The sequence below is a fragment of the Spirosoma endbachense genome, assembly GCF_010233585.1.
Lineage (GTDB): Bacteria > Bacteroidota > Bacteroidia > Cytophagales > Spirosomataceae > Spirosoma > Spirosoma endbachense.
This window is the reverse complement of the sequence record NZ_CP045997.1, coordinates 423,309-447,434: the sequence shown is the minus strand read 5'-3', so window position 1 is coordinate 447,434 and position 24,126 is coordinate 423,309. Positions and strand designations below refer to the sequence as shown.

Annotated in this window: 22 protein-coding genes; 14 read left to right on the top strand and 8 right to left on the bottom strand. The window is 48.2% G+C overall.

All coding sequences use genetic code 11. The features are described 5' to 3' along the window. The first annotated feature begins 71 nt into the window (after positions 1-71). The 4 genes from msrA (at position 72) to GJR95_RS01675 (ending at position 3,852) form a co-directional block, all read left to right on the top strand. A complete protein-coding gene (msrA, locus tag GJR95_RS01690; RefSeq protein ID WP_232541049.1) occupies positions 72-764 on the top strand; it encodes a peptide-methionine (S)-S-oxide reductase MsrA in 693 nt (230 codons plus the stop codon). 153 nt (positions 765-917) lie between these two features. Then, positions 918-1,622, top strand: coding sequence for a hypothetical protein (locus tag GJR95_RS01685; protein WP_162384235.1), 705 nt, complete (start codon positions 918-920; stop codon positions 1,620-1,622). A gap of 84 nt (positions 1,623-1,706) precedes the next feature. Further along, positions 1,707-2,720, top strand: a complete 1,014-nt coding sequence (locus tag GJR95_RS01680; RefSeq protein WP_162384234.1) for a hypothetical protein — start codon at positions 1,707-1,709, stop codon at positions 2,718-2,720. A gap of 82 nt (positions 2,721-2,802) precedes the next feature. Further along, entirely contained in the window at positions 2,803-3,852 is a 1,050-nt protein-coding gene (locus GJR95_RS01675) for a hypothetical protein (protein WP_162384233.1), read from the top strand. 116 nt (positions 3,853-3,968) lie between these two features. On the opposite strand, the gene GJR95_RS01670 is transcribed toward GJR95_RS01675, so the two are convergent. After that, entirely contained in the window at positions 3,969-4,571 is a 603-nt protein-coding gene (locus tag GJR95_RS01670) for a CAP domain-containing protein (RefSeq protein ID WP_162384232.1), read from the bottom strand. Positions 4,572-4,859: 288 nt separating this feature from the next. On the opposite strand from GJR95_RS01670, the gene GJR95_RS01665 reads away from it, so the two are divergent. From GJR95_RS01665 to GJR95_RS01655, 3 genes are all read left to right on the top strand, one after another. Next, positions 4,860-5,789, top strand: a complete 930-nt coding sequence (locus GJR95_RS01665; protein ID WP_162384231.1) for a helix-turn-helix domain-containing protein — start codon at positions 4,860-4,862, stop codon at positions 5,787-5,789. Between the two features lie 97 nt (positions 5,790-5,886). Further along, on the top strand, positions 5,887-6,663 hold the full coding sequence (locus GJR95_RS01660) for an SDR family oxidoreductase (RefSeq protein ID WP_162384230.1): 777 nt from the start codon (positions 5,887-5,889) through the stop codon (positions 6,661-6,663). A gap of 55 nt (positions 6,664-6,718) precedes the next feature. Then, positions 6,719-7,066 carry a hypothetical protein gene (locus GJR95_RS01655; RefSeq protein ID WP_162384229.1) on the top strand — a complete coding sequence of 116 codons (348 nt, stop codon included), beginning with the start codon at positions 6,719-6,721 and terminating at the stop codon, positions 7,064-7,066. Positions 7,067-7,112: 46 nt separating this feature from the next. Here the strand turns inward: GJR95_RS01655 and GJR95_RS01650 are convergent, their stop codons facing one another. The 7 genes from GJR95_RS01650 to rsmI all read right to left on the bottom strand — a co-directional run bounded on the left by GJR95_RS01650 (position 7,113) and on the right by rsmI (position 15,629). After that, positions 7,113-7,817, bottom strand: a complete 705-nt coding sequence (locus tag GJR95_RS01650) for a SanA/YdcF family protein (RefSeq protein ID WP_162384228.1) — start codon at positions 7,815-7,817, stop codon at positions 7,113-7,115. 1 nt (position 7,818) lies between these two features. Continuing rightward, on the bottom strand, positions 7,819-8,184 hold the full coding sequence (locus tag GJR95_RS01645) for a VOC family protein (protein WP_162384227.1): 366 nt from the start codon (positions 8,182-8,184) through the stop codon (positions 7,819-7,821). 46 nt (positions 8,185-8,230) lie between these two features. Then, positions 8,231-10,951, bottom strand: coding sequence for a DNA gyrase/topoisomerase IV subunit A (locus GJR95_RS01640; RefSeq protein WP_162384226.1), 2,721 nt, complete (start codon positions 10,949-10,951; stop codon positions 8,231-8,233). A 158-nt stretch (positions 10,952-11,109) separates the two neighbouring features. Beyond that, the gene (locus GJR95_RS01635) at positions 11,110-12,042 is read right to left on the bottom strand and encodes a D-2-hydroxyacid dehydrogenase (RefSeq protein WP_162384225.1); all 933 of its coding nucleotides are present in this window, start codon (positions 12,040-12,042) and stop codon (positions 11,110-11,112) included. A gap of 233 nt (positions 12,043-12,275) precedes the next feature. Continuing rightward, positions 12,276-13,571, bottom strand: a complete 1,296-nt coding sequence (locus tag GJR95_RS01630; RefSeq protein WP_162384224.1) for an acetylxylan esterase — start codon at positions 13,569-13,571, stop codon at positions 12,276-12,278. A gap of 107 nt (positions 13,572-13,678) precedes the next feature. After that, on the bottom strand, positions 13,679-14,935 hold the full coding sequence (locus GJR95_RS01625) for a lipoprotein N-acyltransferase Lnb domain-containing protein (protein ID WP_232541048.1): 1,257 nt from the start codon (positions 14,933-14,935) through the stop codon (positions 13,679-13,681). Next, positions 14,898-15,629, bottom strand: a complete 732-nt coding sequence (rsmI, locus tag GJR95_RS01620) for a 16S rRNA (cytidine(1402)-2'-O)-methyltransferase (RefSeq protein WP_162384223.1) — start codon at positions 15,627-15,629, stop codon at positions 14,898-14,900. Before rsmI ends, GJR95_RS01625 begins: the two co-directional genes overlap by 38 nt. A 132-nt stretch (positions 15,630-15,761) precedes the next feature. On the opposite strand from rsmI, the gene GJR95_RS01615 reads away from it, so the two are divergent. The 7 genes from GJR95_RS01615 to GJR95_RS01585 all read left to right on the top strand — a co-directional run bounded on the left by GJR95_RS01615 (position 15,762) and on the right by GJR95_RS01585 (position 24,074). After that, positions 15,762-16,832, top strand: coding sequence for a cellulase family glycosylhydrolase (locus GJR95_RS01615; RefSeq protein ID WP_162384222.1), 1,071 nt, complete (start codon positions 15,762-15,764; stop codon positions 16,830-16,832). Positions 16,833-16,883: 51 nt separating this feature from the next. Beyond that, on the top strand, positions 16,884-18,917 hold the full coding sequence (locus GJR95_RS01610) for a beta-L-arabinofuranosidase domain-containing protein (RefSeq protein ID WP_162384221.1): 2,034 nt from the start codon (positions 16,884-16,886) through the stop codon (positions 18,915-18,917). Positions 18,918-19,032: 115 nt separating this feature from the next. After that, complete coding sequence (locus GJR95_RS01605; protein ID WP_162384220.1) at positions 19,033-20,022, top strand: c-type cytochrome; 990 nt, start codon at positions 19,033-19,035, stop codon at positions 20,020-20,022. Between the two features lie 417 nt (positions 20,023-20,439). Beyond that, positions 20,440-20,850: a nuclear transport factor 2 family protein gene (locus tag GJR95_RS01600; RefSeq protein WP_162384219.1), complete on the top strand. Its 411-nt coding sequence runs from the start codon at positions 20,440-20,442 to the stop codon at positions 20,848-20,850. A gap of 72 nt (positions 20,851-20,922) precedes the next feature. Continuing rightward, a complete protein-coding gene (locus tag GJR95_RS01595) occupies positions 20,923-22,260 on the top strand; it encodes an FAD-dependent oxidoreductase (protein ID WP_162384218.1) in 1,338 nt (445 codons plus the stop codon). Between the two features lie 38 nt (positions 22,261-22,298). After that, positions 22,299-23,168: a nuclear transport factor 2 family protein gene (locus tag GJR95_RS01590; protein WP_162384217.1), complete on the top strand. Its 870-nt coding sequence runs from the start codon at positions 22,299-22,301 to the stop codon at positions 23,166-23,168. Between the two features lie 321 nt (positions 23,169-23,489). Continuing rightward, on the top strand, positions 23,490-24,074 hold the full coding sequence (locus tag GJR95_RS01585; protein ID WP_198424801.1) for an SRPBCC family protein: 585 nt from the start codon (positions 23,490-23,492) through the stop codon (positions 24,072-24,074). Positions 24,075-24,126 lie beyond the last annotated feature (52 nt).

Below are 24,126 nucleotides of genomic sequence, written 5' to 3'. Positions count from 1 at the left end.
GGCTTTGGACGAAAGGCTAGTTGAATTCCCCGAATCGGAATCCTGACTCCAATTCTCGTGTTATAAGAGCAATGACTGACATTTTCATGTATTGGAAAAACATACGATTCGCTTTGAGCCTGCTGGTCGTTTATACGCTGCTCTTTACAGCCTGTAATAAGGCGCCGACCAGCACAGCGGCAGAAAACACCAACCCAGTCGACACTCGTCTGGCGACCCTTCCTGTTTTAACGTCTGGCGAGGCCACTGCTACATTTGCAGGGGGCTGTTTCTGGGCAACCGAAGAAGAAATGAAGTCGCTGAAAGGAGTTCGGGCCGTGGTTTCGGGTTATGCCGGTGGTGACCTCGAATACCCAACGTATGAGCAGGTAGGGACGGATCAAACGGGTCATGCCGAATCCGTACAAATCTATTACGACCCGACTATCCTTTCCTATGACACATTGCTGGACGCTTTTTTTGCCGGTCATGATGCGACGGAACTTAACCGCCAGGGGCCCGATATAGGTAAACACTATCGCTCCGTTGCTTTTTATCGAACACCAGCCGAAAAATCCAGAATTGACGCTGCTATTCGGCGTGATTCGAAAAATCACAAAGCGCCTATTGTCACCCAAGTGGTTCCATTCGTTGCATTCTATCCCGCCGAAATGTATCATCAGGATTATTATCGACAACACCCCTACAGCCTATACATCCATCTTGTTTCGGAACCCAAAGTCGATAAGTTCCGAAAACGAATGGCGGAGTGGGTAAAGGAATAAACCGAATAGACAGCCAAACATTCGGCCCGTCCCAGGACAATTTGTCAGGCCCCGCAACCGTTCGGCCAAATCTGATATTGCGGGATTGACCTGAACCTCGTAACATTGTTCAGTCTTTTACAACACGGGCGTCCCCGTAATGACAGACAAACTATGCCAGAACCTGATAAATCGCTTGGTCAAAAGATTCTGAATTTCTTCGTTAAAGAAGAAGTGTCAGGCGTTGCAGCCGGAACACCCGCTGCCCCAACACCAACAACGCCACGTCCGGCAGCAACCAATTCGCCAACTCCAGGGCCAACTCAACCGATACCTCCGGCACCGGTAGGTACGGGTTCAGTAGACCCCAAGTTTGCCGAACACCTGGCCAATGTACTGGCACAGAACAATCCGCCGGGCCCCGACTATTTCGAGTATCGGGAAACGCTGCGGAGTCTGGCCAATCTGGGCCTTCCCGAAGACAAGCAGTATCAGGCGGCCTGGGCTAGTTTTAAGGCTCTGGGCGGTTCCGGTGATATTGCCGCATTGACTAAAACCGCGAATCAGTATATTGCAGCGCTGAATAACGACCGGGATGCTTTCGCAAAAAGTGTCGATGCTGCGCTTGCTGATCGGGTTGGTGGTTTGCAGAATGAGCAGAAACGCTTGCAAACCGAAAATGAAGCACTGGCCAAGCAGTTGGTAGAGATTCAACAGAAGATCAGTGCCAATACCGATCGGCTAACAGCTATCGGTGGCGAAATCACGGATCAAAGCGGTAAAATCACGCAGAACCGACAAAACTACGAAGTGACATTCGCGCATTACACAGAACAAATCAAAAACGACATCACCAAAATAACGCAGTATTTAAAGTAAGTTTCCAGTGACTACATTTTCAGTTGATTTAAACTGAGCAAACTCATTGAAGACTAAATGACCTTAAACTGATAACACTAAACAATGGCTACTCCTGATTTTTCGCAACTTGGTGGTAATACGGACGTGGAAAAGCGTTCGTTCTGGAGCCGCCCCGAAGGTATTCTGGGCATGATTACCCTGGCCGGTATTGCCGGTTTCGGGCTCGTTTATTTCAACCGAATCATTGAATTTCTAATCAGAGCTACTTCGAACGTGCTCGAACTGGCTCTCCTGCTCGGCGCATTGGGCGCTCTGATTTTCCTGTTCACCAGTAAAGATGTTCGGACAGCGGTATTCTTCCTGTTCAAAACCCTCATGCGCAGCCTTACCGGTACGGTAATTCAACTGAATCCCATTGCGATCATGAAAATCTACATTCAGGATTTGAAAGACAAACGGGAGAAAATGCAGGGTCAAATTAATATTCTGGCGGGGCAACTGGTTAAACTGAACAAGAAAATCGGTGAAAACAATGAGACCATTAAGCAGAAGTTTGCCGAAGCCAATAAAGCGAACTCCTTAAGCGACAAGCCTGGTATGCGCGAAACGGCTCAACTGGCCACCATCGAGGGCGCTGGTTTGCAGGAAATGAACGAAAAGTTGCTGCCTCTTCAGCGGAATATGAAAAACGTGCTGGCCTTCATGGAAAAAGTGAACCAGAGCGCCGATTATATTATTAAGGAAACTGAAATCAAAGTTCGGCTCAAAGAAACTGAATACCAGATTGTTAAAGATAGTTCTAACGCGCTCAAAACGGCCGTTAGTATCTTTAAAGGCGATCCGGACAAGAAGTTTTACTTCGACCAGTCCATGGAATATATTCAGGACGATATGAGCATGAAACTTGGCGAAATGAAGCGGGCGATGGATCTCTCGATGGACTTCATCAATGGGGTAGATATTCAGAACGGGATTCTCTCCGATAAAGGCGAAGCTCTGCTGGAAGCTTACAATAAAGGTGAATTCAAAATGGTGCAACTCGATGCACCCGCTCAACCCCTTAATTTAGGCCCAAATCCGCAGAAAGACGCCGGGTATCGGAATCTGCTCGATTAATCACCTATGAGTGAAAGAGCAAATGAGCCATTTAGTTGCTCTTTCACTCGTTTATTCGTTCACTCTTTCATCCTTTCAACATATGCAACGTTTAACTGTAGCCGGTCGGCTGCTAATCACGGCCCTGATTCTGGCCGCTATTTTCTTCGGGTTCCGGTATTTCGGTGGTAGTGAAGCCCTGCGCAAAATTGCGCCGAAACAATCAGAAGAATCCGCTACGCTCCCCAAATCGGACGAGCAGGGATCGTCTACTTCGGCCGACGAGTCATCGGCTTCCGATAATAACTCGGCTTCATCAGGCGAGGCAACGAGTGGTGGGTCGAGTCGGTCATTCACCTATACGCCCCCTGCCCCCAACGGTGGGAAACTTAAGGGCGTTGTGGAGCTAGGTGCCAGTGGATTCAACTCCTTCATTATCCGGGTCGATGATCAGAAAAACTGGAAACTCGAAAAAGCGGAGTTCGGCAATAGCCTGGTCATTGAAAACATGGCTTCGGACGATGATATCCGGTCGGGGTTAAAAAGTTACATCGGCAAAATGCTCGATTTTGGGGTAAGTGGTCGCGATATCCACTTCGTTGTAAGTTCAGGAGCGGTAAAAGCCGACGGCACGCAGAAAATTATCAAAGCGCTGAAGTCGCTGAATTACTTTGTAAACACCGTTACGCCTGAGCAGGAAGGTTCGCTGGGGCTTAAGTCGGTCCTACCCGCTGACTATTACAACAATTCGTTCGTTGTCGATATTGGCTCAGGTAACACCAAAATTTCCTGGAAAGAAGGTAGCTCGACCAAAGCGCTGGAAACCTATGGCGCCAAATATTTTCAGAATGGAACCAGCGATGAGACGGTAACAACAGAAGTAACGGCCAAGGCCAAACAAGTGCCGGAAGACCACCGCAAAACCTGCTTCATTATTGGTGGGGTGCCATTTGAGCTGGCAAAATCCGTCAGAAAAGACAAAGAACGCTATACGGTCCTCGACGCACCTTCGGCTTATAAGTTAGACAATGCGAAGTCGAAAGCGGGGTTAAACATCTACAAAGCCATTGCCGATGCGACTGGCTGCGATCAGTTCGTGTTCGACTGGGATTCTAATTTTACAATTGGCTTCCTGCTGAATATGCCCAAATAACGGAGCGTAAGGTCGGTTTGAAAATCGGCCATATCCAGCAAATCGCCCGGTTCCTGTTGTCTGGAACCGGGCGATTTGTTTATGAAGGATTCTGCTTAAGCCAAACTTTTGGAACCTTATAGTTTAGTGCCGAAATCGGTTACCCAGTAATGTTTGTAGCTGCTACTGGTGCTGTATCCGTAGCCTACACCAACCTCTTTAAAATTGGCACTCATAATATTCTGGCAATGGCCGGGCGATTTTAGCCAACCATCTACCACAGCACGGGTTGTTGTGTATCCAGCCGCAATATTTTCACCGGCAGCCCGCCATTTATACCCCTCCCGTGTCATACGGTCCCAGGGTTGCGACCCATCGCGGCCAGTGTGGCTGAAATAATTATAGGTAGCCATATCGACTGCGTGCTTATCGGAAGCGGCATTGAGTTGGGCATTCAGAGCTAGTGCCGGAACTGCCGGATAAACTTTAGTACCGCATTGGCAAGGTTTAGAACGAGCCTGGTTGATATACGTCAATACCTCCTGCTGCTGCGTTGTGGTAGCTGCTGCCGCCCTCGCTCCTGCCAGATCCGGTGCACTGGCTGTTGTTTCGCCGTTGCCGCTTTCTTTGTAAATGGATGAAGCTACCGGGGCGGGTGATTGATCGGTTTCTCGATCTGATTGGCAGGCCGTTACGGCCCCTAATAAAGCAAATACTCCCAATAGGTACGTAATTTTCATAGATGAACAAAGCGTATAGTTGTTGATTAAACGGTATTTTTCAGTACTTATTATTACAGAATTTACTTTCAGGAACAAATAACTTAACTAGTTCAATGGAGTAGAAACAAAAAAAGGTGAGTGGCCTGTAAAAGCAAATGAGGGAAATTAACAGTGGCCTTTGCAGTAGCTTGCGGAATTAAACGAGCGTAGTTCATTGAACTACTCCTGGCATATCGAGACGCTGGCCATTCTACTCGGATTGAATTAGCTCAGGAAAGTTTATATTTGAATTTCGCAAACCAGTGTATGGAGATTATTTCACTCGACGAATTTTATCAACAGCTAGCATCTGCTACTGAAGGCGGATTAAGTGTACTTTTACCAGATGGTATAAACAAAGAAATAGGCCACTTCAATCTATTTAATGTTGATGAACTGATTGCCAGGGTCAGGGAAAAACCGTTTATGCCTTACAACCGAAGAGCTTATTACAAAATAAGTTTGATTAGTGGACGCAATCGGGCAGAATATGCGGATAAAGTAATCGACATTGAACGAAATGCGCTCTTGTTTGCAACTCCGAAAGTACCTTACCACTGGTTACCGCAGGACATGAATCAGGGCGGTTACTTTTGTGTATTTACCGATGAATTTCTGGTCCAGACCAAAAGTGGTGTAGTTCTCGATGAACTACCTATTTTCCAGCCCGGCGGTTACCCCATTTTCCAGCTCTCTGATGAAGAATCAGAGACTATTTCTTTCATATTCAGAAAGATAGAAAAAGAGTTGTCATCAGACTATATCTTTAAGTATGACCTGATCCGTAATTATGTGCTTGAGTTGATCCACTATGGGCAAAAGCTTCAACCGGCTACATCCCTCTATCCTACTCATACGGCCTCAGCCCGTGTTTCGTCCCTATTCATCGAGCTGTTAGAGCGACAATTTCCGATCGAGTCCCACCATCAAAAACTTAGCCTCCGTACAGCTAAAGATTATGCCGATCGTCTATCTGTCCACGTAAACCATCTGAATAAAGTACTGAAGGAAAATACCGGCAGAACAACAACAGATATAATCACCGGCAGGATCATTCAGGAGGCCAAAATCCTGTTAAAACAAACCGACTGGAACATTTCAGAAATCGCCTTTTGTCTGGGTTTCGAAGAGGTTGCTCACTTCTCCAATTTTTTCAAAAAGCAAACCTCATTCGCTCCAGTCGCCTTCCGGGCTTAAAGCAATACGTTGAATTTTGCAAACGATGGATTGATGTTTGCAAACACCCTGCCCACTTTCTGTATCACCTTTGTTCCATCCTATTTCATAAACAAAGATGGACCTTAGAAACAGCACAGTTTTAATTACGGGTGGAACCAGTGGCTTGGGCTATGAATTTGCTTCCCAACTGCTTGACCTTGGCAGTACGGTCATTATTACCGGAAGAGATCAGGCCAGGCTCGACCAGACGAAGAGAAAGCTACCCAACGTTCACACATTTCAAAGCGATGTGAGCGATCCGGAAGCCATTTCCCAACTTTTTGACAACGTAACCAGGCAATTCCCTGAGCTTAATATTTTGATCAACAATGCGGGTGAAATGCGTAAACTCAACCTTCTTGACCCAATGATTGATCAGGACAACATCAATCGTGAAATTGCCATCAACTTATCGGGTCCGGTCCGTATGGTCCAGCAATTCCTGCCCCACCTCCTGAAGCAGAAATCGGCTGCCATTCTCAATGTAACATCCGGTCTGGCCTTCATTCCCTTTCCGCTTTCCCCAATCTACGGCGCTACCAAATCAGGCCTTCGTGCGTATACACAATCATTGCGAGTTCAGTTGAAGAAGACAACTATTAAGGTATTCGACTTAGTTGCTCCCGGTGCAAAGACGCCTTTAAATGACAAGTTTGGGGGTGATGTAGATAGCCGAATGATGATGGAACCCGACAAATTGGTAAAGGTTGCCATTCAAGGATTGACGAAAAACAAGGTTGAGATCCTTCCGGGCATTGCCGGTATAATGAAATTCCTTAGCCGTATCGCACCTGGTGTGCTTTTTAATCAATTTAGTAAGATCGCTGAAAAATCGCTTGCCCAGGCAGCATAATCAACACAATGAACCTGTCGTCCTACCTGATTATAAGCGAAAAACACCTGAAAAAATGAAAATCATAAGTGGAATCCTCATTCTAATTACCGTCTTCTTTAGTGTCAGACACGGATGGGCTGGTCTATCGAATAACTTAAATCCAGAAGCCTCCAAAATGCTCACGTCGTTGGGAATTGGAAAGACCGCTCTGCTCATAATAAGCATTCTTACGTTGAGTGTTGGGCTGTTAATCCTGTTTCCGCAAACGTATTTTATCGCCAACCTGATCAATGCGGCACTGATTCTGCTTATCCTCGCTTTCCAGCTAAAAGCCAACAACCTGAAAGCCGCACTGATTGAAATTCCGTTTTTGCTGATGCCTTTAGTGATGATTTACCTGGGACACCCGCTTAAAAAGTAAAGCCGTGAAAACTGATTTGATTGGGTACCCGTAAATCCATTACAATTTACCGGTCTTTTTTTCGCTCCCAGTTCCCTTTTTCTGGTTGTGGACGCAGCACATATACGTCGAGGAGGGCGTATGGTCGGGCGAGGTATTCGCGAACGAGGGTGCGAAGGGAGTAACCATCAGGAACATCCTGGGCGGCAAAAGCAATAGCCTCAATCCCCTCGTGATTGCCAATGTAGAGCGCACGGGCATTGTGGAAATTCTGGGAGATGATCGTAATTTTTTCCTGATTGAAGACGTCTTTGCAGCGAACCACCGAATCGAATGTTCGATAACCAGCGTAATCGAGTGTCATTACGGATGTTGGAACCCCTAATTTTACCAGCGCACGCTGCATGTCTACCGGCTCATTGTAGTATTCTGAATCATTATTACCACTCAGAATCAGGTATTTAACTTTCCCTTCCTTCCAAAGCCGCGCGGTTGCCTCCATCCGGAATCGGAAAAACAGGTTTTCTTTTCCAGATCGAACAAACTTGCTCGTACCAAGCACCAGGCCAACATCGTTGGCGGGTAACTCATTGATGTCAAAATAGATCTGGTCCTTTGTGTTATGAACAACCCACCAATTGCAAATCAACACGACCATGGCCCCCGTGAATGTCAGTGCGATGGTAAACTTGATGGTCCATTTGACCACGCGAACGCCAACCGCTTCGCGGGGCGTGTCGTCGCTGTAGTCGGTGGCCAACGTCGTGTTCATTTTACAAACTAAAATGGGGATTTTCGATTAATCCAACAACATTACCAAATGGATCTTTTATGGATGCAGTCTTAATTCCGTCGCCTACATCCTGAATATCAGTGTGTAAAGTCGCTCCCAAATTAAGAAATCTTTGCATTACTTTATTAATATCGGCAACGCCCCAATAGCTAATGGTGCTACCCTCAACAATTGTCGCATCGGGAATAAGTCCCAGTTCATAACCGCCCACATTGAATCCAACGTAAAAGGGCTCATCGAAATAAGGCTCGATCGCCAGCGCTTTTGCATACCAGGCTTTTGTTGCCGAAAGGTCTGGAGCCGCATAAATTACCGTTCGTAATCCTAAAAAAGGCTTTTCTTCCATGCTGTATTATCCTTCCAGAACTCAGTTCTGGAAGGATTTAATGGTTCTATGAAAACAACCCTAACTGAACAGACTCTTTTTCGTCGGTCTCCGTTGTACTGGCTTCTACAGGTTCAGCCGGTTTTATGGGATTCTTTACCGCATTCGGAATTACAACCTTTGGTGCCAGCAGTTTTACTTCTTTTACTTTGGCAAAAGGAAGTTTATTGCCCAGTGCTTTCCAACCCCGCACTTCGATAAAACCTTCTGGCTCAAGGACCATTTTTTCGAGTGGGCCCCGATCCTTTACCTGATGCACAATTTCAATACGCGGAAAGCGATCGGCCGTAACAGCCAGGTTCTTAGACCCTTTGGTGTCGCCTATAAAACTAAATTTCTTATCGAGCGACGTTGTTTCGACTTTAAACCGTTTCACATACCACGCCTTCTGATTGATCTCGTAATAGATCGCAGAAAGCACCGTTTCCGGATCAAATTTCATTAACACAGCCACCTCATTCGGCTCATACCGATTGGTCAGATCAAAGCTGGTCAATTCATACTGTCCATCTTTATAAACGACCAGAATGCTATCTTTTGCATCAAAATTGCCGAGGAGTCGTCCGCGTTCGTCGCGATTCAACCGCCCGAGATGGTCGTCATACCAGATATCGACACCACCCAGTGTAGAAACACCGCCCGATTTCTGAGTAATCTTTCGTACGGGGTATTTAGTCAGAATGTTACCCTGTGCCCCCCGATTCTTAATACCGACCGAAGCAAAGTCGAAATCAAACTGCTTGATCTTTGCCGTCGACTGCGCCGTCAGATTTATCGTAATGATTTCTGCCTCGCCATTATCATTCGCACTGAAATACGTCAGTTTCGATTTCGGGTTACCCATGGTCAGGTCATATTCGCGGTCACGGGTGACGCCCGTAACAGGAAAGCGCTTCGCCATCGAAATTCCCGATTTCCCATCCAGATAGACAAGGTTGTAAATCTTACGCTCGTCATTTTTCTTGAATACAGAGACGTGTACAATATCCTTGCCGACGAATATCTTCTCCTGAATTTTAGTAACCAGGCATTTGGCATCGCGCCGGAAGATAATGATGTCGTCGATGTCGGAACAGTCGCTGACGTACTCGTCCTTCTTCAGGCCATACCCGATAAAACCACCTTCCCGATCCACGTAAAGCTTCTGGTTGGCAGCAGCCACTACATTAGCACTAATTGTGTTGAACGCCCGTATTTCGGTCTTACGTTCGCGACCTTTGCCGTATTTCTTTTGCAGGTCTTTGTAATAAGCAATGGCATACCGGGTAATATTAGCCAGGTTATCTTCAGTTTCGGCCAATTCCTGCTCCAGCCTGCGCATCAGTTCCTCGGCCTTGAAACCATCGAATTTGGAAATTCGCTTGATCTTGATTTCAGTCAGGCGAATCAGATCATCTTCGGTAATTTCCCGGTAGAACTGCTTCTTAAACGGTTTGAGCGCTTTATCGATCGTTACCAGTACGGCCTCGAACGTTTCGCACTCTTCAATTTTACGGTAAATCCGGTTTTCAATGAAAATCTTTTCGAGCGAACTGTACAGCAATCGCTCCATTAATTCACTACGCCGAATTTCAAGCTCGCGTTGCAACAAGTGAACCGTTTGGTGCGTGTTGACGCGCAGAATATCCGTTACGCTGACAAAATGAGGTTTATCGCCAATAATTACGCAGGCATTGGGCGAAATCGATACTTCGCAGTCCGTGAATGCATAGAGCGCATCAATGCTCACATCGGGTGATACGCCCGGCTGGAGGTGAACAAGAATTTCAACATCTCTGGCCGTATTGTCAACGACGGCAGCCACGTTACGACTGGGGGCTTTGATTCTGATTTTCCCTAATTCAGCTGCTTTAACGATAGACTCGATCAGCTGTGGCGTGGTAACGCCAAACGGAACGTCACGAATAGCCAGTGTTTTCTTATCGACTTCTTCTATTTTGGCCCGAACCCGAACCTTACCGCCCCGATGACCGTCGTTGTAGTTACTGACATCAATCAGTCCCCCCGTCTGAAAATCGGGAAATAGCGAAACGGGCTTGTCTTTCAGGATCTGGATCGACGCTTCGACCAGTTCATTGAAGTTGTGCGGCAGAATTTTGGTAGAAAGTCCAACGGCAATTCCTTCAACACCCTGCGCAAGCAGTAAGGGAAACTTGACAGGCAGGGTTACCGGTTCACGCTTCCGGCCATCGTAGGATAGCTGCCACTCCGTTGTCTTGTCATTGTAAATAGCATCCTGGGCAAACTTCGAGAGCCGAACTTCAATGTAACGTGGAGCAGCAGCGCCATCGCCCGTACGAACGTCTCCCCAGCTTCCCTGCGTATCGAACAGCAGTTCTTTCTGACCAATATTAACAAGCGCTTCACCAATCGACGCATCACCATGAGGGTGAAATTGCATGGTCTGGCCAATGACGTTCGCGACTTTATTAAATCGGCCATCGTCCATTTCTTTAAGTGCATGCAGAATCCGGCGCTGAACGGGTTTCAGACCGTCTTCAACGGCGGGTACTGCCCGCTCAAGGATGACGTAAGATGCGTAATCGAGAAAGTAATTTTCATACAGCCCTGAAACGACGGTTTGGTCATGCAGGACTTCGTTAATGGTGTCAATCGGTTGTTCATCCGGTCCTATAGCGTCGATTGGCTCTGCGCCGTCGGCAGAATTATCTGCTCCATGCAGTGACTGTTCGTCGTCTATCGGTTCCTGATTTTCTTCGTTCATCATGAATTGTAATAGGTACTATTTCAATGGATAATTAGGCGGGGTTTGCCGAACGATATATCCTCGGTTCGACTCCTTAAATATACAAAAAAAAGTTGAAAAATCGGCTTTAAAAGCCTAAAAATCGACAAAAAATACTAAATTGACTTTTGTATTTCCGGTTAATATCCCCGGCCCAATTCTACTCCATTCTCGACTGGTTCACCAGCCCGGAACCGGTTAAAATTTTTGATAAACTGAACCACCTTACCCGCATCTTCGTCGGGTTGTCCACCGCCGGTATGTTGCGTCAGCAGCACGTTCGGTAACGTCCAGAGCGGATTGTCGACGGGCAGTGGTTCAACAGCTGTCACATCGAGTACAGCGCCCCCCAGGTGTCCGGATTGCAACGCTTCGATCAATGCTGATTCATCTGTTGTACTACCCCGGCCTACGTTGGCGTACATACTGCCTGGCTTCATAGCTGCCATCAAATCTGCTGAAACAAATCCGGTTGCTGTGCCGGGCAGGCAATTAACGACGATATCGGTCTGAGGCAGGACCGCTTTCAATTCATCAATCGAATGCAACTCGGCCCTGGGGTCGGTACGGGCCAGCATTTTGCAATCGCAGTCAAAGCCGCTCATCATCTGCCGCACAGCCTGCCCGATTGTACCCGTTCCAAGAATAACAACGCGTTTGTTACGGAGCAATCCGGTTCTGGCCCGAATTGGTGCACCAACCCATTCGCTCTGGTTCTGCAAGGTCACTAATTCGGGAATACGCCGGTAAAGAGCCAGAATGCCCGCCAGCATTGTTTCAGCACAGGGCCAGGCGAAGTAATCACCCATGTTGGCCACAATTGCCTGAAGTTGAACGTTTTTGTAGCCATCAAAACCGGCAGAATCCAACTGCCAGAATTTCAGGTTGGGTAATGGCACTGCAAACCAGGCCGATGGTGGGTTTCCGAGTACTAAATCGGCCGCCTGAAAGGCTGTTTGTTGGTCTGCTGGTGGCAGATCATGGCGGAACACAACGGTTATGTCGGCAGGAAGTTGCTGACTAAGTGTATTTTTAAACGTATTATTGAGTGCCGTGTTAACAAATAGTTGCATACTGAAATTACGTAATTCTGACCGATTTGGTTGCGTTCTAACGGAAAAACCGACTTTTAGAGAGATATACTACTGAATTTTGCCAATACCACTTAATCCTGAATTAATAGCACAGGTATTCGACATTCTTCTATTCCAGTTTCTAAGGAGGCACAAAGAATACAACGATTTCTCTCTGTGCTCTTTGTGCCTCCCTACGAAATAGTGGGTAAAACAGAACGAATAATGCGCTGTTATTTACTACCTCCTTTTAACTGGGCCAGGAGCCAGCTGGTCATTTTTTCGGTTTGCTCAGGATAGGTCCAGTGTCCTGTATCAAGAAAGTTCGTGTCGAGTTCTTTGGGACCGGGAATTACGTTATAAGCGGCATACATGGAGGTTGGCGGACAGGTTTCGTCATTAAATCCCCACGAATACCGGCCCGGCACTTTAACCAGTCGGGCAAAATTGACTACGTCGTAATAACCCGTCGTTTTAATGCGATCGGGCTTGTTGTTATACGCCAGTTCGTTGCCCGCAAACAAGTGTGGCCATCCCCCGGCACGACCATTCAGGTAGCCCGTCACGTCGCTTAATGCTGGATAATAGGCAGCCAGCCATTTTATGCGCGAATCAAGACCAGCCGTAACAATCGACAGGGCTCCCCCCTGGCTACCGCCCGTAACGGCCAGATTCTGACCGTCATACTGTGGCATACCTGCCAGAAAATCGACGGCCCGCACGCAGCCCAGATAAACGCGCTTGTAGTAATAGCGGTCGCGATCGTCGAGGTTAGCGGCCTGATAACCGCTCAATGCCCCTCGGCTAAGGTTATCATACACGATTTGATTCATTGTGACGGGAACGCCGTGAATACCCACTTCGAGCGTAATAAACCCTTTTTCGGCTTCAGCAATCATGCCATTGTAAGGCCGAACGCCAGCGCCGGGCACTCGTAGAATGGCCGGGTATTTCCCCTCTTTCTTGGGCACACACAGGATTCCGTAGAAGCGGGAGTTGTTAATGTTTTGCAGGCTCAGCTCGTAGACATTCGTTAGTTCGGTACAGCGGTCAGGCAGCAACGTCATGCGGGCGTCGATGGGTATGGCAGCCAGATCGGTTTTTGCCTTATCCCAGAATGCCTGAAAATCGGCCGGATTGGCAACGGTTGGCTTAATAGCCTGTGGTTCAAAACCCGCCGTTGTTAGCCCCCGGTACTCTTTGCCATCCAGTTCAACGGTTGCAATACAGCGCAGGAAACCCGCCGTTTTCATTGTACCACCGTCCAGCGCCAGCGTTCCGTCGCGCAACGTAACGGTTTCCTTTTTCGTTGGCTCCATCTTTTCAGGGCCAATTTCATACCGAAGTTTCGCCCCTTTCAGTAGCACGTTACTTCGGTAAACCGAGATGTTAAATTTGACTGGTTCGCCGGTTTTATAAACCCAGTCGTCGTGATTGGGTGTAACGATAACTTTGACGAGACGCTCGGCCGGTTGGGCAACAAGATCTGCGATACAAAACAAGTAAAGGACAATAAATAGCCGTTTCATGCAAGAGGTAAAGATGTTTACCGGTAGAAGTTGATTCGGATTTTGGCCTACTCATTCTGACGGAACTCCTCGGTGAAAACAGACTAAGTTGTCATCTATCATACGTCCTATGCTACTCGTGCCGGTGTCTGGTAACCACGCCGGACCATCTGAATATTGACAATACACCGGATAAGTAAGGTTAAAGGAAACACCACGTCGAAACCTCCCGGCACTTTTGAGAAGATCATACCCAATAGAATCAATAGGGCAGTCAGGCTGAAATACGTGGTTCGACGCCGGGAAGTAGTTTTCGAACTGGTAGCCCAATAAATCAGGGGCAAATGAAGCGGCATCATGTAAAACAGCGTCGGATTCCAGGCCGTTACGCCGTGGTCGGTGCCCACCCATAACAGAAAGAGAAACCAGCCCAGAAAGCCAACAATACCAAATAGCCAGCGATCGAGCCAGCGATCCACTTTCCCCGCCTGGTAGCGACGAGCCGTAAATAAAGCGACAATGATCCCAAACAGCGTAAATACGACATTGGGGTCCAGAATAAACGGCAATTCATGCGGAAAAGTCTTCGCGGCCGTAAAAAGCGTCTGATCGCGGGCTACCAACGGCACTACCTGACCGGAAGCCTGTTTTAATTTGGCCTGTGCCATCTGATCATACACATTTTCGGGCAGGTACATAGCGTGCCATCCATCGGTCTGTTCATCAGCCGGCTGTCCGATGGCGAGGTTCATGCCCAGTTTGGCCCAGGCTTTTTCGCCCAGATAATCGTTCATCCAGTCACGGTAGGATTTACCCGTCATTCTAGACCGCGACGGCATCATCAAACTATCACCGCAGGCTTTGGCGATTACATCGCGGGGACGAGTTGCACAATTGTCGTAGAAAAACTTGTACTGGTAGGTTCGATTTTCGGGTAGCATGTTGGTTGCCAGCACCGTAAACAATTGCTGCTTCTGACCCGGCGACAGATTCAGCACCTGTTCCCGGATGGTTCTATTTTCGGCCTGATAGGCGTACATCATCACGTACATCTCGTACGCATCGATGTAATACGGTAAGGTGCCGCGCAGAAATTTCAGATAGAAATTATTCTCAGCGAAGCGGAATCCTCCCCACCCATAGGTTCGGTCTATGTTCTGCGTCGGGTCGTAAATACGAATGGCCGTATGTCCAAAAACAGAATACAGCTCCTCTCCTGACCCGAACGTGAGCAAACTCACCTGCGCCGACGGCGAAAAGGGCTGCGCTACTGCTTCTTGATGGCTACTGAGTATGAGTTGAAGAACGAGCAGAAAACTGCCGATTATTTGTTTCACTATCCGGTTGCTATTCATCGTCTTCGTTGTCATCAACGTCATTTTCATACTGTCGTTTGGCCTTCCCTTTGGCCGGTTCTTTTCCCTGAACGCAGATAACAAGCTCACCCTTTATCGTTTTTTGGGCAAAATACGCAATTAGTTCGGACAACGATCCCCGCTGATTTTCCTCGAAAACTTTTGTTAACTCACGCGAAACACTGGCCGGCCGATCGGGACCCAACACCTCCGAAAACTGTTGCAGGGTTTTGATCAATCGATGGGGTGATTCGTAGAACACCATGGTCCGTTCTTCTTCGGCCAATTCGGAAAGTCGGGTTTGACGGCCTTTTTTGTGGGGCAGAAACCCTTCAAAGGTAAATCGGTCGTTGGGAAGGCCCGAATTAACCAGTGCCGGTACAAAAGCGGTTGGTCCGGGCAGGCATTCGACGGTTATGTCGTTTTTGATACACTCGCGAACCAGAAGAAAACCGGGGTCTGAGATACCAGGTGTTCCGGCATCGGAAACAAGCGCCAGTGTTTTCCCTTCTTTCAGTTGATTCACCAGCCGCTGAACGGTCTGATGTTCATTAAAGATGTGGTAGCTATGGAGCGGTTTGCTGATATTCAGATGACGGAGCAACACGCCCGATGTACGGGTATCTTCGGCCAGGACTGCGTCGACACTTTGAAGCACTTTAATGGCCCGGAGGGTAATATCGTCGAGATTGCCGATGGGCGTCGGCACGAGGTACAGTTTCATGCCGCAAGTTAACTGTCCGCTCACATCAATCACAAAAACTTCATGAAGCAGGATAGATTGCATTAAAATCGCCTTTATAGGTGTAAGGCCAACCTGGTGCTGGTTTCCCCTATCTATATTCTGACTGTGTTTATGAAATCAACCCGATTCTACTTGATTCGTCGATTACTTAACCTCCTGTTCATCAGCCTTTCGTTCTACTATTCAGCAACGGCTCAGCGCTGGTCTGCCCAGCAAGCAAACGACTGGTATAAAACGCAACCGTTTCTGGTAGGGGCCAATTTTATTCCCAGCACCGCCATCAATCAGTTGGAAATGTGGCAGGCCGAATCGTTCGATCCGGCGACTATTGACCGTGAACTGGGGTATGCCGAATCGATCGGGATGAATATTATGCGGGTGTTTCTGCATAACCTGGTCTGGGAGCAGGACGCTGAAGGCTACAAAAAACGGATCGATCAATTTCTGCAAATCGCCGATAAACATCATATCAAAATTATGTTTGTGCTGTTCGATTCCTGCTGGAACGACGACCCCAAATCAGGCAAACAACAGGAGCCGGTTACGGGCAAACACAACTCAGGCTGGGCCCGCTCACCAGGAACTAAACGTCTGTTCGATTCACGCACATGGGGCGGTCTGGAACAATATACCAAAGGCGTACTTACTGCATTCGGGAACGACAAGCGAGTCATAGTCTGGGACTTGTTCAATGAGCCGTCCAACAACGGCTACAACGATGCGGTTCTGCCTTTGCTGACGAAGACATTTGTCTGGGCACAATCCGTGCGACCATCCCAACCCATCACGGCGGGCTGGTGGAATGACCATCCCCTATCGAACGACCTGATGTTCAGCCAGTCCGACATCATAACGTTCCACAATTATTCTGAAGCGCCCAAGCTGGAAGCGCAAATCCTTGACCTCCAGAAACTTGGCCGACCACTCATCTGCACCGAATACATGGCCAGAACCCGTAACAGTTTGTTTGAAACCTGTCTGCCCGTATTCAAAAAGTATAAAGTTGGGGCCATAAACTGGGGGCTGGTCAAAGGGAAAACCAATACCATCTATGCCTGGGACGCTCCAATGCCCAGTGGCGAAGAACCAAAAGTCTGGTTTCACGATATTTTTCGCCCCGATGGCTCGGTTTTCGATCCCAAAGAAACGACATTGATCAAGCAACTGGCAACGGGAAAGTAATTGATTTTATTATCCAGGACTTTCGCCGATAGGTGTACTTACCTTACTACCATGAAATCTACCTTCCTTAGCCTGACTATAGTTCTTCTAGTAACCGTCGTCAATTCATACGCACAGAAAGCAACCTCTGGCAACAATCGGACTCCACTGGCTCCGCAGAAATACCTTGAATTGCCGCTTGGAGCCATCAAACCCGATGGCTGGCTTCATCACCAGCTCGAGGTCATGCGTGATGGGTCCACTGGTCATCTGGATGAGTATTACCCTAAGATCAAAGACGATAACGGCTGGCTGGGTGGTAAAGGCGATGGTTGGGAAGAAACACCCTACTGGCTCGATGGTGCCGTTCCGCTGGCGTATTTATTGGACGATAAAACGCTGAAAGACAAAGTCCAGAAATACGTTAACTGGAGTCTTGAGCATCAGCGGCCCAACGGTTTTTTTGGCCCTTATACCAAACAGGAAGTTGCCAACAGAGGTAAAATGAATTCCTGCGCCGATGGTGAAGACTGGTGGCCTCGCATGGTGATGCTGAAAGTCCTGCAACAATACTATTCCGCTACGAACGACAAACGGGTCATTCCGTTCATGACCCGGTATTTTCGCTACCAGCATGAAAGTCTGAAAACCTGCCCCCTCAACAAATGGACCGAATGGGCCGAGTCGCGCGGGGGCGACAATATCATGGCCGTGTACTGGCTTTACAACCAGACCGGCGACAAATTCCTGCTCGATCTGGCGGATATGCTTTATAAACAAACGACCAACTGGACCGACCTGCTTGGTGGTCGTAACTGGGCCATTGGGGCAGCCGTCAACCAGACGAGCCAACGCTGGATGGATAGGCACGCTGTTAATGTGGGCATGGGGCTGAAACTACCCGCCGAATATTACCGGGGCAAAAAAGACGCAAAGTATCTGTCGGCCGTGAAGACCGGTTTTCATGACCTCATGACTCTTCATGGTCTCCCTCACGGCATGTTTTCGGGTGATGAGGATCTGCACGGCAACGAACCGACACAAGGCGTTGAACTCTGCGCCATTGTTGAAACCATGTTTTCGCTGGAAGAAATCATTGGCATTACGGGCGAACCGGCTTACATGGATGCCCTCGAACGCATGACATTCAATGCGCTGCCAACCCAAACGACCGATGATTTCCATTCCAGGCAGTATTTCCAGATTGCCAATCAGGTACAGGTCTCGCGGGGTGTCTATGATTTCTCGCTCCCCTTCGACCGGGGGATGAACAACGTGTTTGGGCCCTATGCCGGTTATACCTGCTGTACTGCCAATATGCACCAGGGCTGGACAAAATACGCGTCGCATCTCTGGTACAGATCCGGTCAGGAAAATGGCCTTGCCGCGCTGGAATACGCACCTAACACTGTTAAGTCGCCGGTTGGTGATGGAACAATGGTTACCATTCGGGAAGCAACAAACTACCCCTTTGACGATCAGATTACGTTCTCGATCAGCCTGCCCAAAACAACCACTTTCCCACTTGATTTGCGCATACCGGGCTGGTGTAAAGAAGCGACGATACTGCTGAATGGAGCGAAACTTCGCTCGGATAAAGGGGGGCAGATCATTAGCCTGAATCGGGCCTGGAAAAATGGCGATAAAGTTACACTTCAACTGCCGATGCAAGTCATTACGAGCAACTGGGCCAAAAACTCGCGTACGATCGAACGCGGCCCCCTGGTCTATGCCCTGAAAGTAGAGTCGGAAGTAACCGAAAAGAAAATTAAAGAAGAAGGGACCTATTATGAATTTCAGCCGAAAGGAAGCTGGAATTACGGCTTGCCGAAAGCATTGGTTGATGACCCTGTCAAAAATACGACTGTCGTTATGAAGCCAGTCGCTGCCAATTTTGTGTGGAATGAAACCAACGCGCCAATCGAAATTAAGACGACTGGTCGGCAAATTCCTAACTGGAAAATCGTTGAGGGAGTAGCCCGGCAACCCGTTACGCCCCGAGATGGTGTTTACAAAGGCGAAGTAAACGACAAAACCGAAACCATTACGCTCATTCCCTATGGCTGCACCAAACTTCGGGTCGTTGCCTTCCCGGTCGTTCCATAGAGATTCACAGATCGACCGTTTAAAAACACAATCTGTTTGCTGCAACTACCATTATTCTAAAAATCAATAAATTATCCTACCTTTAAAATATCCTCTTTTCTAAATTTAACTGAACATGAAAACAGCTTTAAAATGGATTGGCATCCTGGTTGGCGTTGTTATTGTGAGTATTGTTGGCGTAATGGCTTATGTTAAACTGGGTCTGCCAAATGTAGGTGATGCGCCTGCGCTCAAGGTAGAGAAAACGCCGGAACGTATTGAACGTGGCCGATACCTGGCTAACCATGTTGCGGTTTGTATCGATTGCCACAGTACGCGTGATTTTACCCTTTTTTCAGGACCATTAGTACCCGAAACGCATGGCAAAGGGGGGGAACTGTTCGATCAGAAAGCCGGATTTCCAGGCTCGTTCACCGCCAAAAACATCACTCCTTTTGGCATTGGAAACTGGACCGATGGCGAAATCTACCGGGCCATTACAACGGGCGTCAGCCGCGACGGTCATGCGTTTTTCCCGGTTATGCCCTATCCCTATTATGGTAAAATGAACGGTGAAGATGTGCAAAGTATCATAGCCTACCTACGCACCCTCAAACCCATCGATAACAAACCGGCTGAATCGAAAGCAGATTTTCCCTTCAATTTTATTCTGAACACCATTCCCAAAAAAGCCGAGCCAATGCCGCTGCCCGACCCAACCGATGAACTGGCAATGGGTAAATACCTGGTGACGATCGCCGGTTGTATTGAGTGCCATACCCAGGTTGAAAATGGCCAGATTATCAAGGAAAAGGCGTTTGCTGGCGGACGCGATTTCAATTTACCCTCGGGAACACTGTATACACCGAACATAACGCCAGACAAAGAGACAGGTATTGGGAAATGGACCAAGGAGGTTTTTGTCTCCCGGTTTAAAGCCTACGCCGACAGTAGCTACAAGCCCCATAAGATCGGGCCAACCGATTTCCAGACGCTTATGCCCTGGATGATGTATTCTGGGATGAAAGAGCAGGATCTGGGTGCAATTTACACCTACCTGATGACGCTGCAACCCGTTCAGAATAAGGTAGCCAAGAAATTTAAGCCCATCGTTGCCATGCGCTAACACAGTCGATTAGCTTAAAATAGTGGGGATTCAATAGGTAGCTCTGTGCTATCTACGGAATCTCCACTATTTTTTTTGCATTTATAGACTGGTTACCATCGAGCCTGATAGTGTTTACTAACGAATAAATTTTCTTAAGCCTCTGAAAAGAATCAAAAAAAAGTACGAATAAAAATAGATTTTAAAATCCAGAAGGTAAAACCCTGATGTATATATGCTGTAAGACTTCCAGGAGGCCTTTCTGAAAACACGTTACCGAATCGGCTTTTAATCGCCCGAGAACTCAACTGATTTATTGCGAATCGGACACTCATTGTCCCAGCCCGCGAGGAGCCTAAAAGCTCCGATTCAGTACCCTTGTGTCTAAATTTTCTAAGCCTTAAAAAAAATGAAACTAAACCAACAATACCGAATCTGATGAAAACCAATATCGAAACCGTTCAGGCCATGTACGAAGCGTTTGGCCGGGGCGACATACCTGCTCTCCTTGAGTATCTTGCCGACGATGTGCATTGGGAAACCTGGGCCGATAATTCTGCTCAAAAGCACAATGTTCCCTGGCTGGAGGCCCGTTCGGGCAAAGCAGGTGCCAAGGAGTTCTTTGGCATAGTGGCTCAGTTAAACATCATCGATTTTCAGGTACTGTCGATCATGGCAGGTGGCAATCAGGTAGCAGCCGAATTTGTTATCGAAGCGGCTGCATCCGCTCTTAGCAAAGGGTTTCGCGACGAAGAAATGCACCTCTGGACCTTCAATGACCAAGGTAAAGTAACCCGCCTGCGCCACTACACCGATACGTTCAAGCACATTCTGGCAGCTCAGGTATAATCGAAATGTAGTACGACAACCTATCGCTGGTAATCCTTAATAAATCAGACTATTCCTAATTCTTTGACCGTCATGAATCATACGGACAACGCTCAACGCGCCCATGCCATTGTGGTGGGTGCCAGCCTGGGCGGGCTGCTGACCGCCCGGGTTTTGAGTAATTATTATCAAAAAGTAACCCTTGTCGAACGCGATCCCGTAAATCGACAGCCTGAATCGAGGCATGGACAACCCCAAACCCGGCATCTGCACGGGCTATTACCGGGAGGCTTTCAGATTATGCTGGACTATTTCCCTGACCTTCGGCAGGCTTTGACCGACGCCGGCGCCAACGTGGCCGATTTCGCCGAAAATATGGTTTGGTACACCCACGGCGGTTACCGCAAACGGTTCGATATGCATCTTCCTGCCGTTACCATGAGCCGCCCCCTATTGGAACATCTCATCCGGGAGCGGGTTCTGGCCCTTCCTGCTGTCGAATTAATCGACAACTGTACGGTTCAACACCTGACCACGACCACCGACAAGCAACGGATAACAGGCATTACTATTCAGCATAAACTAAGCGGCCAGATCAAATCCCTGACGGCTAACCTGGTCGTAGATGCATCCGGTCGTGGTTCGCACAGCTCCCAATGGCTGAAAGAACTGGGTTATGAAGCTCCGCAAACGAGTGAAGTAACGGTAAAAGTGGGCTACGCTACTCGAATTTATGAACGCGACCCGAACGCACCCGGTAGCAACTGCTGGTTTCTGTATACCCCGAATGCACCCCACGAAAAGCATTTTGGTGGAATTTTTCCAGTCGAAGGCAATCGCTGGGTCGTTTCGGTTGGGGGCTGGCACGGAGATAGTGCGCCGATTGATGAAGTGGGTTTTACAGAATTCGTGCGCAGTTTACCCATGCCTGACCTGTATGCTATTGTCAGTAAAAATAAGCCACTGACGGAGCCTTATGCCTATAAATTTCCGGCCAGTCTGCGTCGGCATTATGAATTGCTCAATCACTTCCCGTTAGGCTATCTGGTACTGGGCGACGCCATCTCCAGTTTCAATCCTACCTACGGCCAGGGTATGACTTCGGCATCCATGCAGGCCGTCGCCTTGGATAATCTGCTGGCGGCTCAACTTCCCGACCACAAACTAGCTAAGGTTTTCTTTCAGCGAGCGGCTAAAATAGTAGATACTCCCTGGCAATTGGCGGTAGGCGAAGACTTTCGCTATGCCGAAACAGTTGGCCCAAAACCGGCGGGCGTTGGCTTCATAAACAAATACGTTTCCCGCGTACAACGCGCTACCCTCTGCGACGAGGTAGTCTGTGCCGCTTTCCTTCGCGTTATGAGCTTGTTAAAACCCCCTACGTCTCTCTTTCATCCGCGAATACTCTGGCGCGTAATGACCGCTCACTAACGACTAATCCCAATAATCAATAACCTCAATCAAAATCAATGAAAAAACTAATTTCTGTTGCCCTGCTGGCGGGAGTGCTGGCCGGGAATACCATGGCCCAAACCATGGAGATGAACAAAAAAACAGCCCGTGAGGCTTATGAAGCACTCATTAAATACGACTCGGATAAATTTCTATCGTATCTCGCCGACGACGCCATTGATTATGCACAGGGGCCGAAACCCGTTCTGGGCAAAGCAGCCATCGCGGCAAATCTGAACGATTTTTTCAGAGCGTTTCCCGGCTATACGTTAACCGTTGAAGGAATTGCTGCCGATGGCAACAAGGTTTATGTACAAAACACGTTTAAAGGGACGCAAAAAGCCATGCTCGCCGGGATGATTCCGGCAACCGGCAAAACTGTGATCTGGAGTGACGTCGATATTCTTGAATTTGACCAGAATGGAAAACTGCGGGCTCACTGGGCCAACAATTCGAATGCCGTTCTGGACCAACTAGGTTACCACGCATTCAACAATCCGAATACACAGATTGTGTTGGCCGCTTACGAACAATTTGGCAAAGGGAATGTGGCCGGCATTCTGGCTCAGTGTACACCCGATGTCGTTTTTGACGTTACCGATCGGGTTTTTCTCCCGAATGGCATGGTGTATAAAGGCGCAACCGAAGTGCCCAACTTCTTCAGGACTTTAGCGGAGAAAGTGACGTTCACGAAGTTCGACCCTTATCGTTTTCTGGCCGATGGCGACGACGTAGCGGTATACATTAACGGTGAATACAAGGACAACAAAACGGGTAAGCTATTGAAAGCCAATATCCTCCATCAGTTTAAGGTCATGAATGGAAAGATTACCTGGTTTAAAGGCAATACCGATATGCCGAAAGAAATTACAATGGCCACGAAATAAACCAGACTATTTTATAGACGACTTTCGCTGAGAACCACGGTCCGCCCTTGCGCTGTCCTCACTGGGCGGACCGTGGATTCTGAAACTGCTCCTACTGGTGTGATTAATGCCATAAAGCTGATACGATGCTACCCCATTGACCAGATTTAGCGGGGATTGGGGTGAGGTATCGTGCGGTCAGGTTCTTCAAGCTGACCGCTGCGGTTTTGAGAAACCGCATCAACACATCCATTCTTACCAAGCTAAGTCACCAATCAATACTTACCGAACCACGGTTCTCAGCGAACGCCCTATTACTACTTAATTTTGAACGAATCAGTCATGTCCACCAATCAAATGCTCGAAAAATCGGCCCCAGGTATCAACGCCTACCACTTCATCACTCATTGGCATGTAGCGGCTTTGTCCGAAGAGGTTTACCGAACTCTTGAAGATATAGATGCACTGGCTCGCTGGTGGCCAGCGGTGTATCTCGATGTTAAGGTTCTGGAAAAAGGGCAACCCGGCGGTGTCGATAAAGTGGTTGAACTTTACACGAAAGGCTGGCTTCCCTACACATTGCGCTGGAAATTCCGGGTAACAAAAACCAGCGTTCCTACGGGTTTCGCGCTCGAAGCATTTGGCGATTTCGTTGGTCGGGGCATCTGGACGTTTACGGGGGAGGGTTCGGGTACTCACATTACCTACGACTGGCTAATCGAAGCCGAAAAGCCTCTCCTAAAAAAACTATCATTTTTACTGAAACCTATTTTTTCCATGAACCACGAATGGGCTATGCGGAAAGGGCTGGAAAGTCTGCAACTGGAACTTCGACGCCGAAAGGGCGAGAAAAACGTTCCGCCACCGCCCCAACCAACCTTCCCGCACAATCTGTTGAAACGTTCCTCGGCCAATTTAAACCTATAAGCCGGGCCGCCGATGCGCCGGGCCGCCGATGCGGTGTCAAAAACCGTATAGG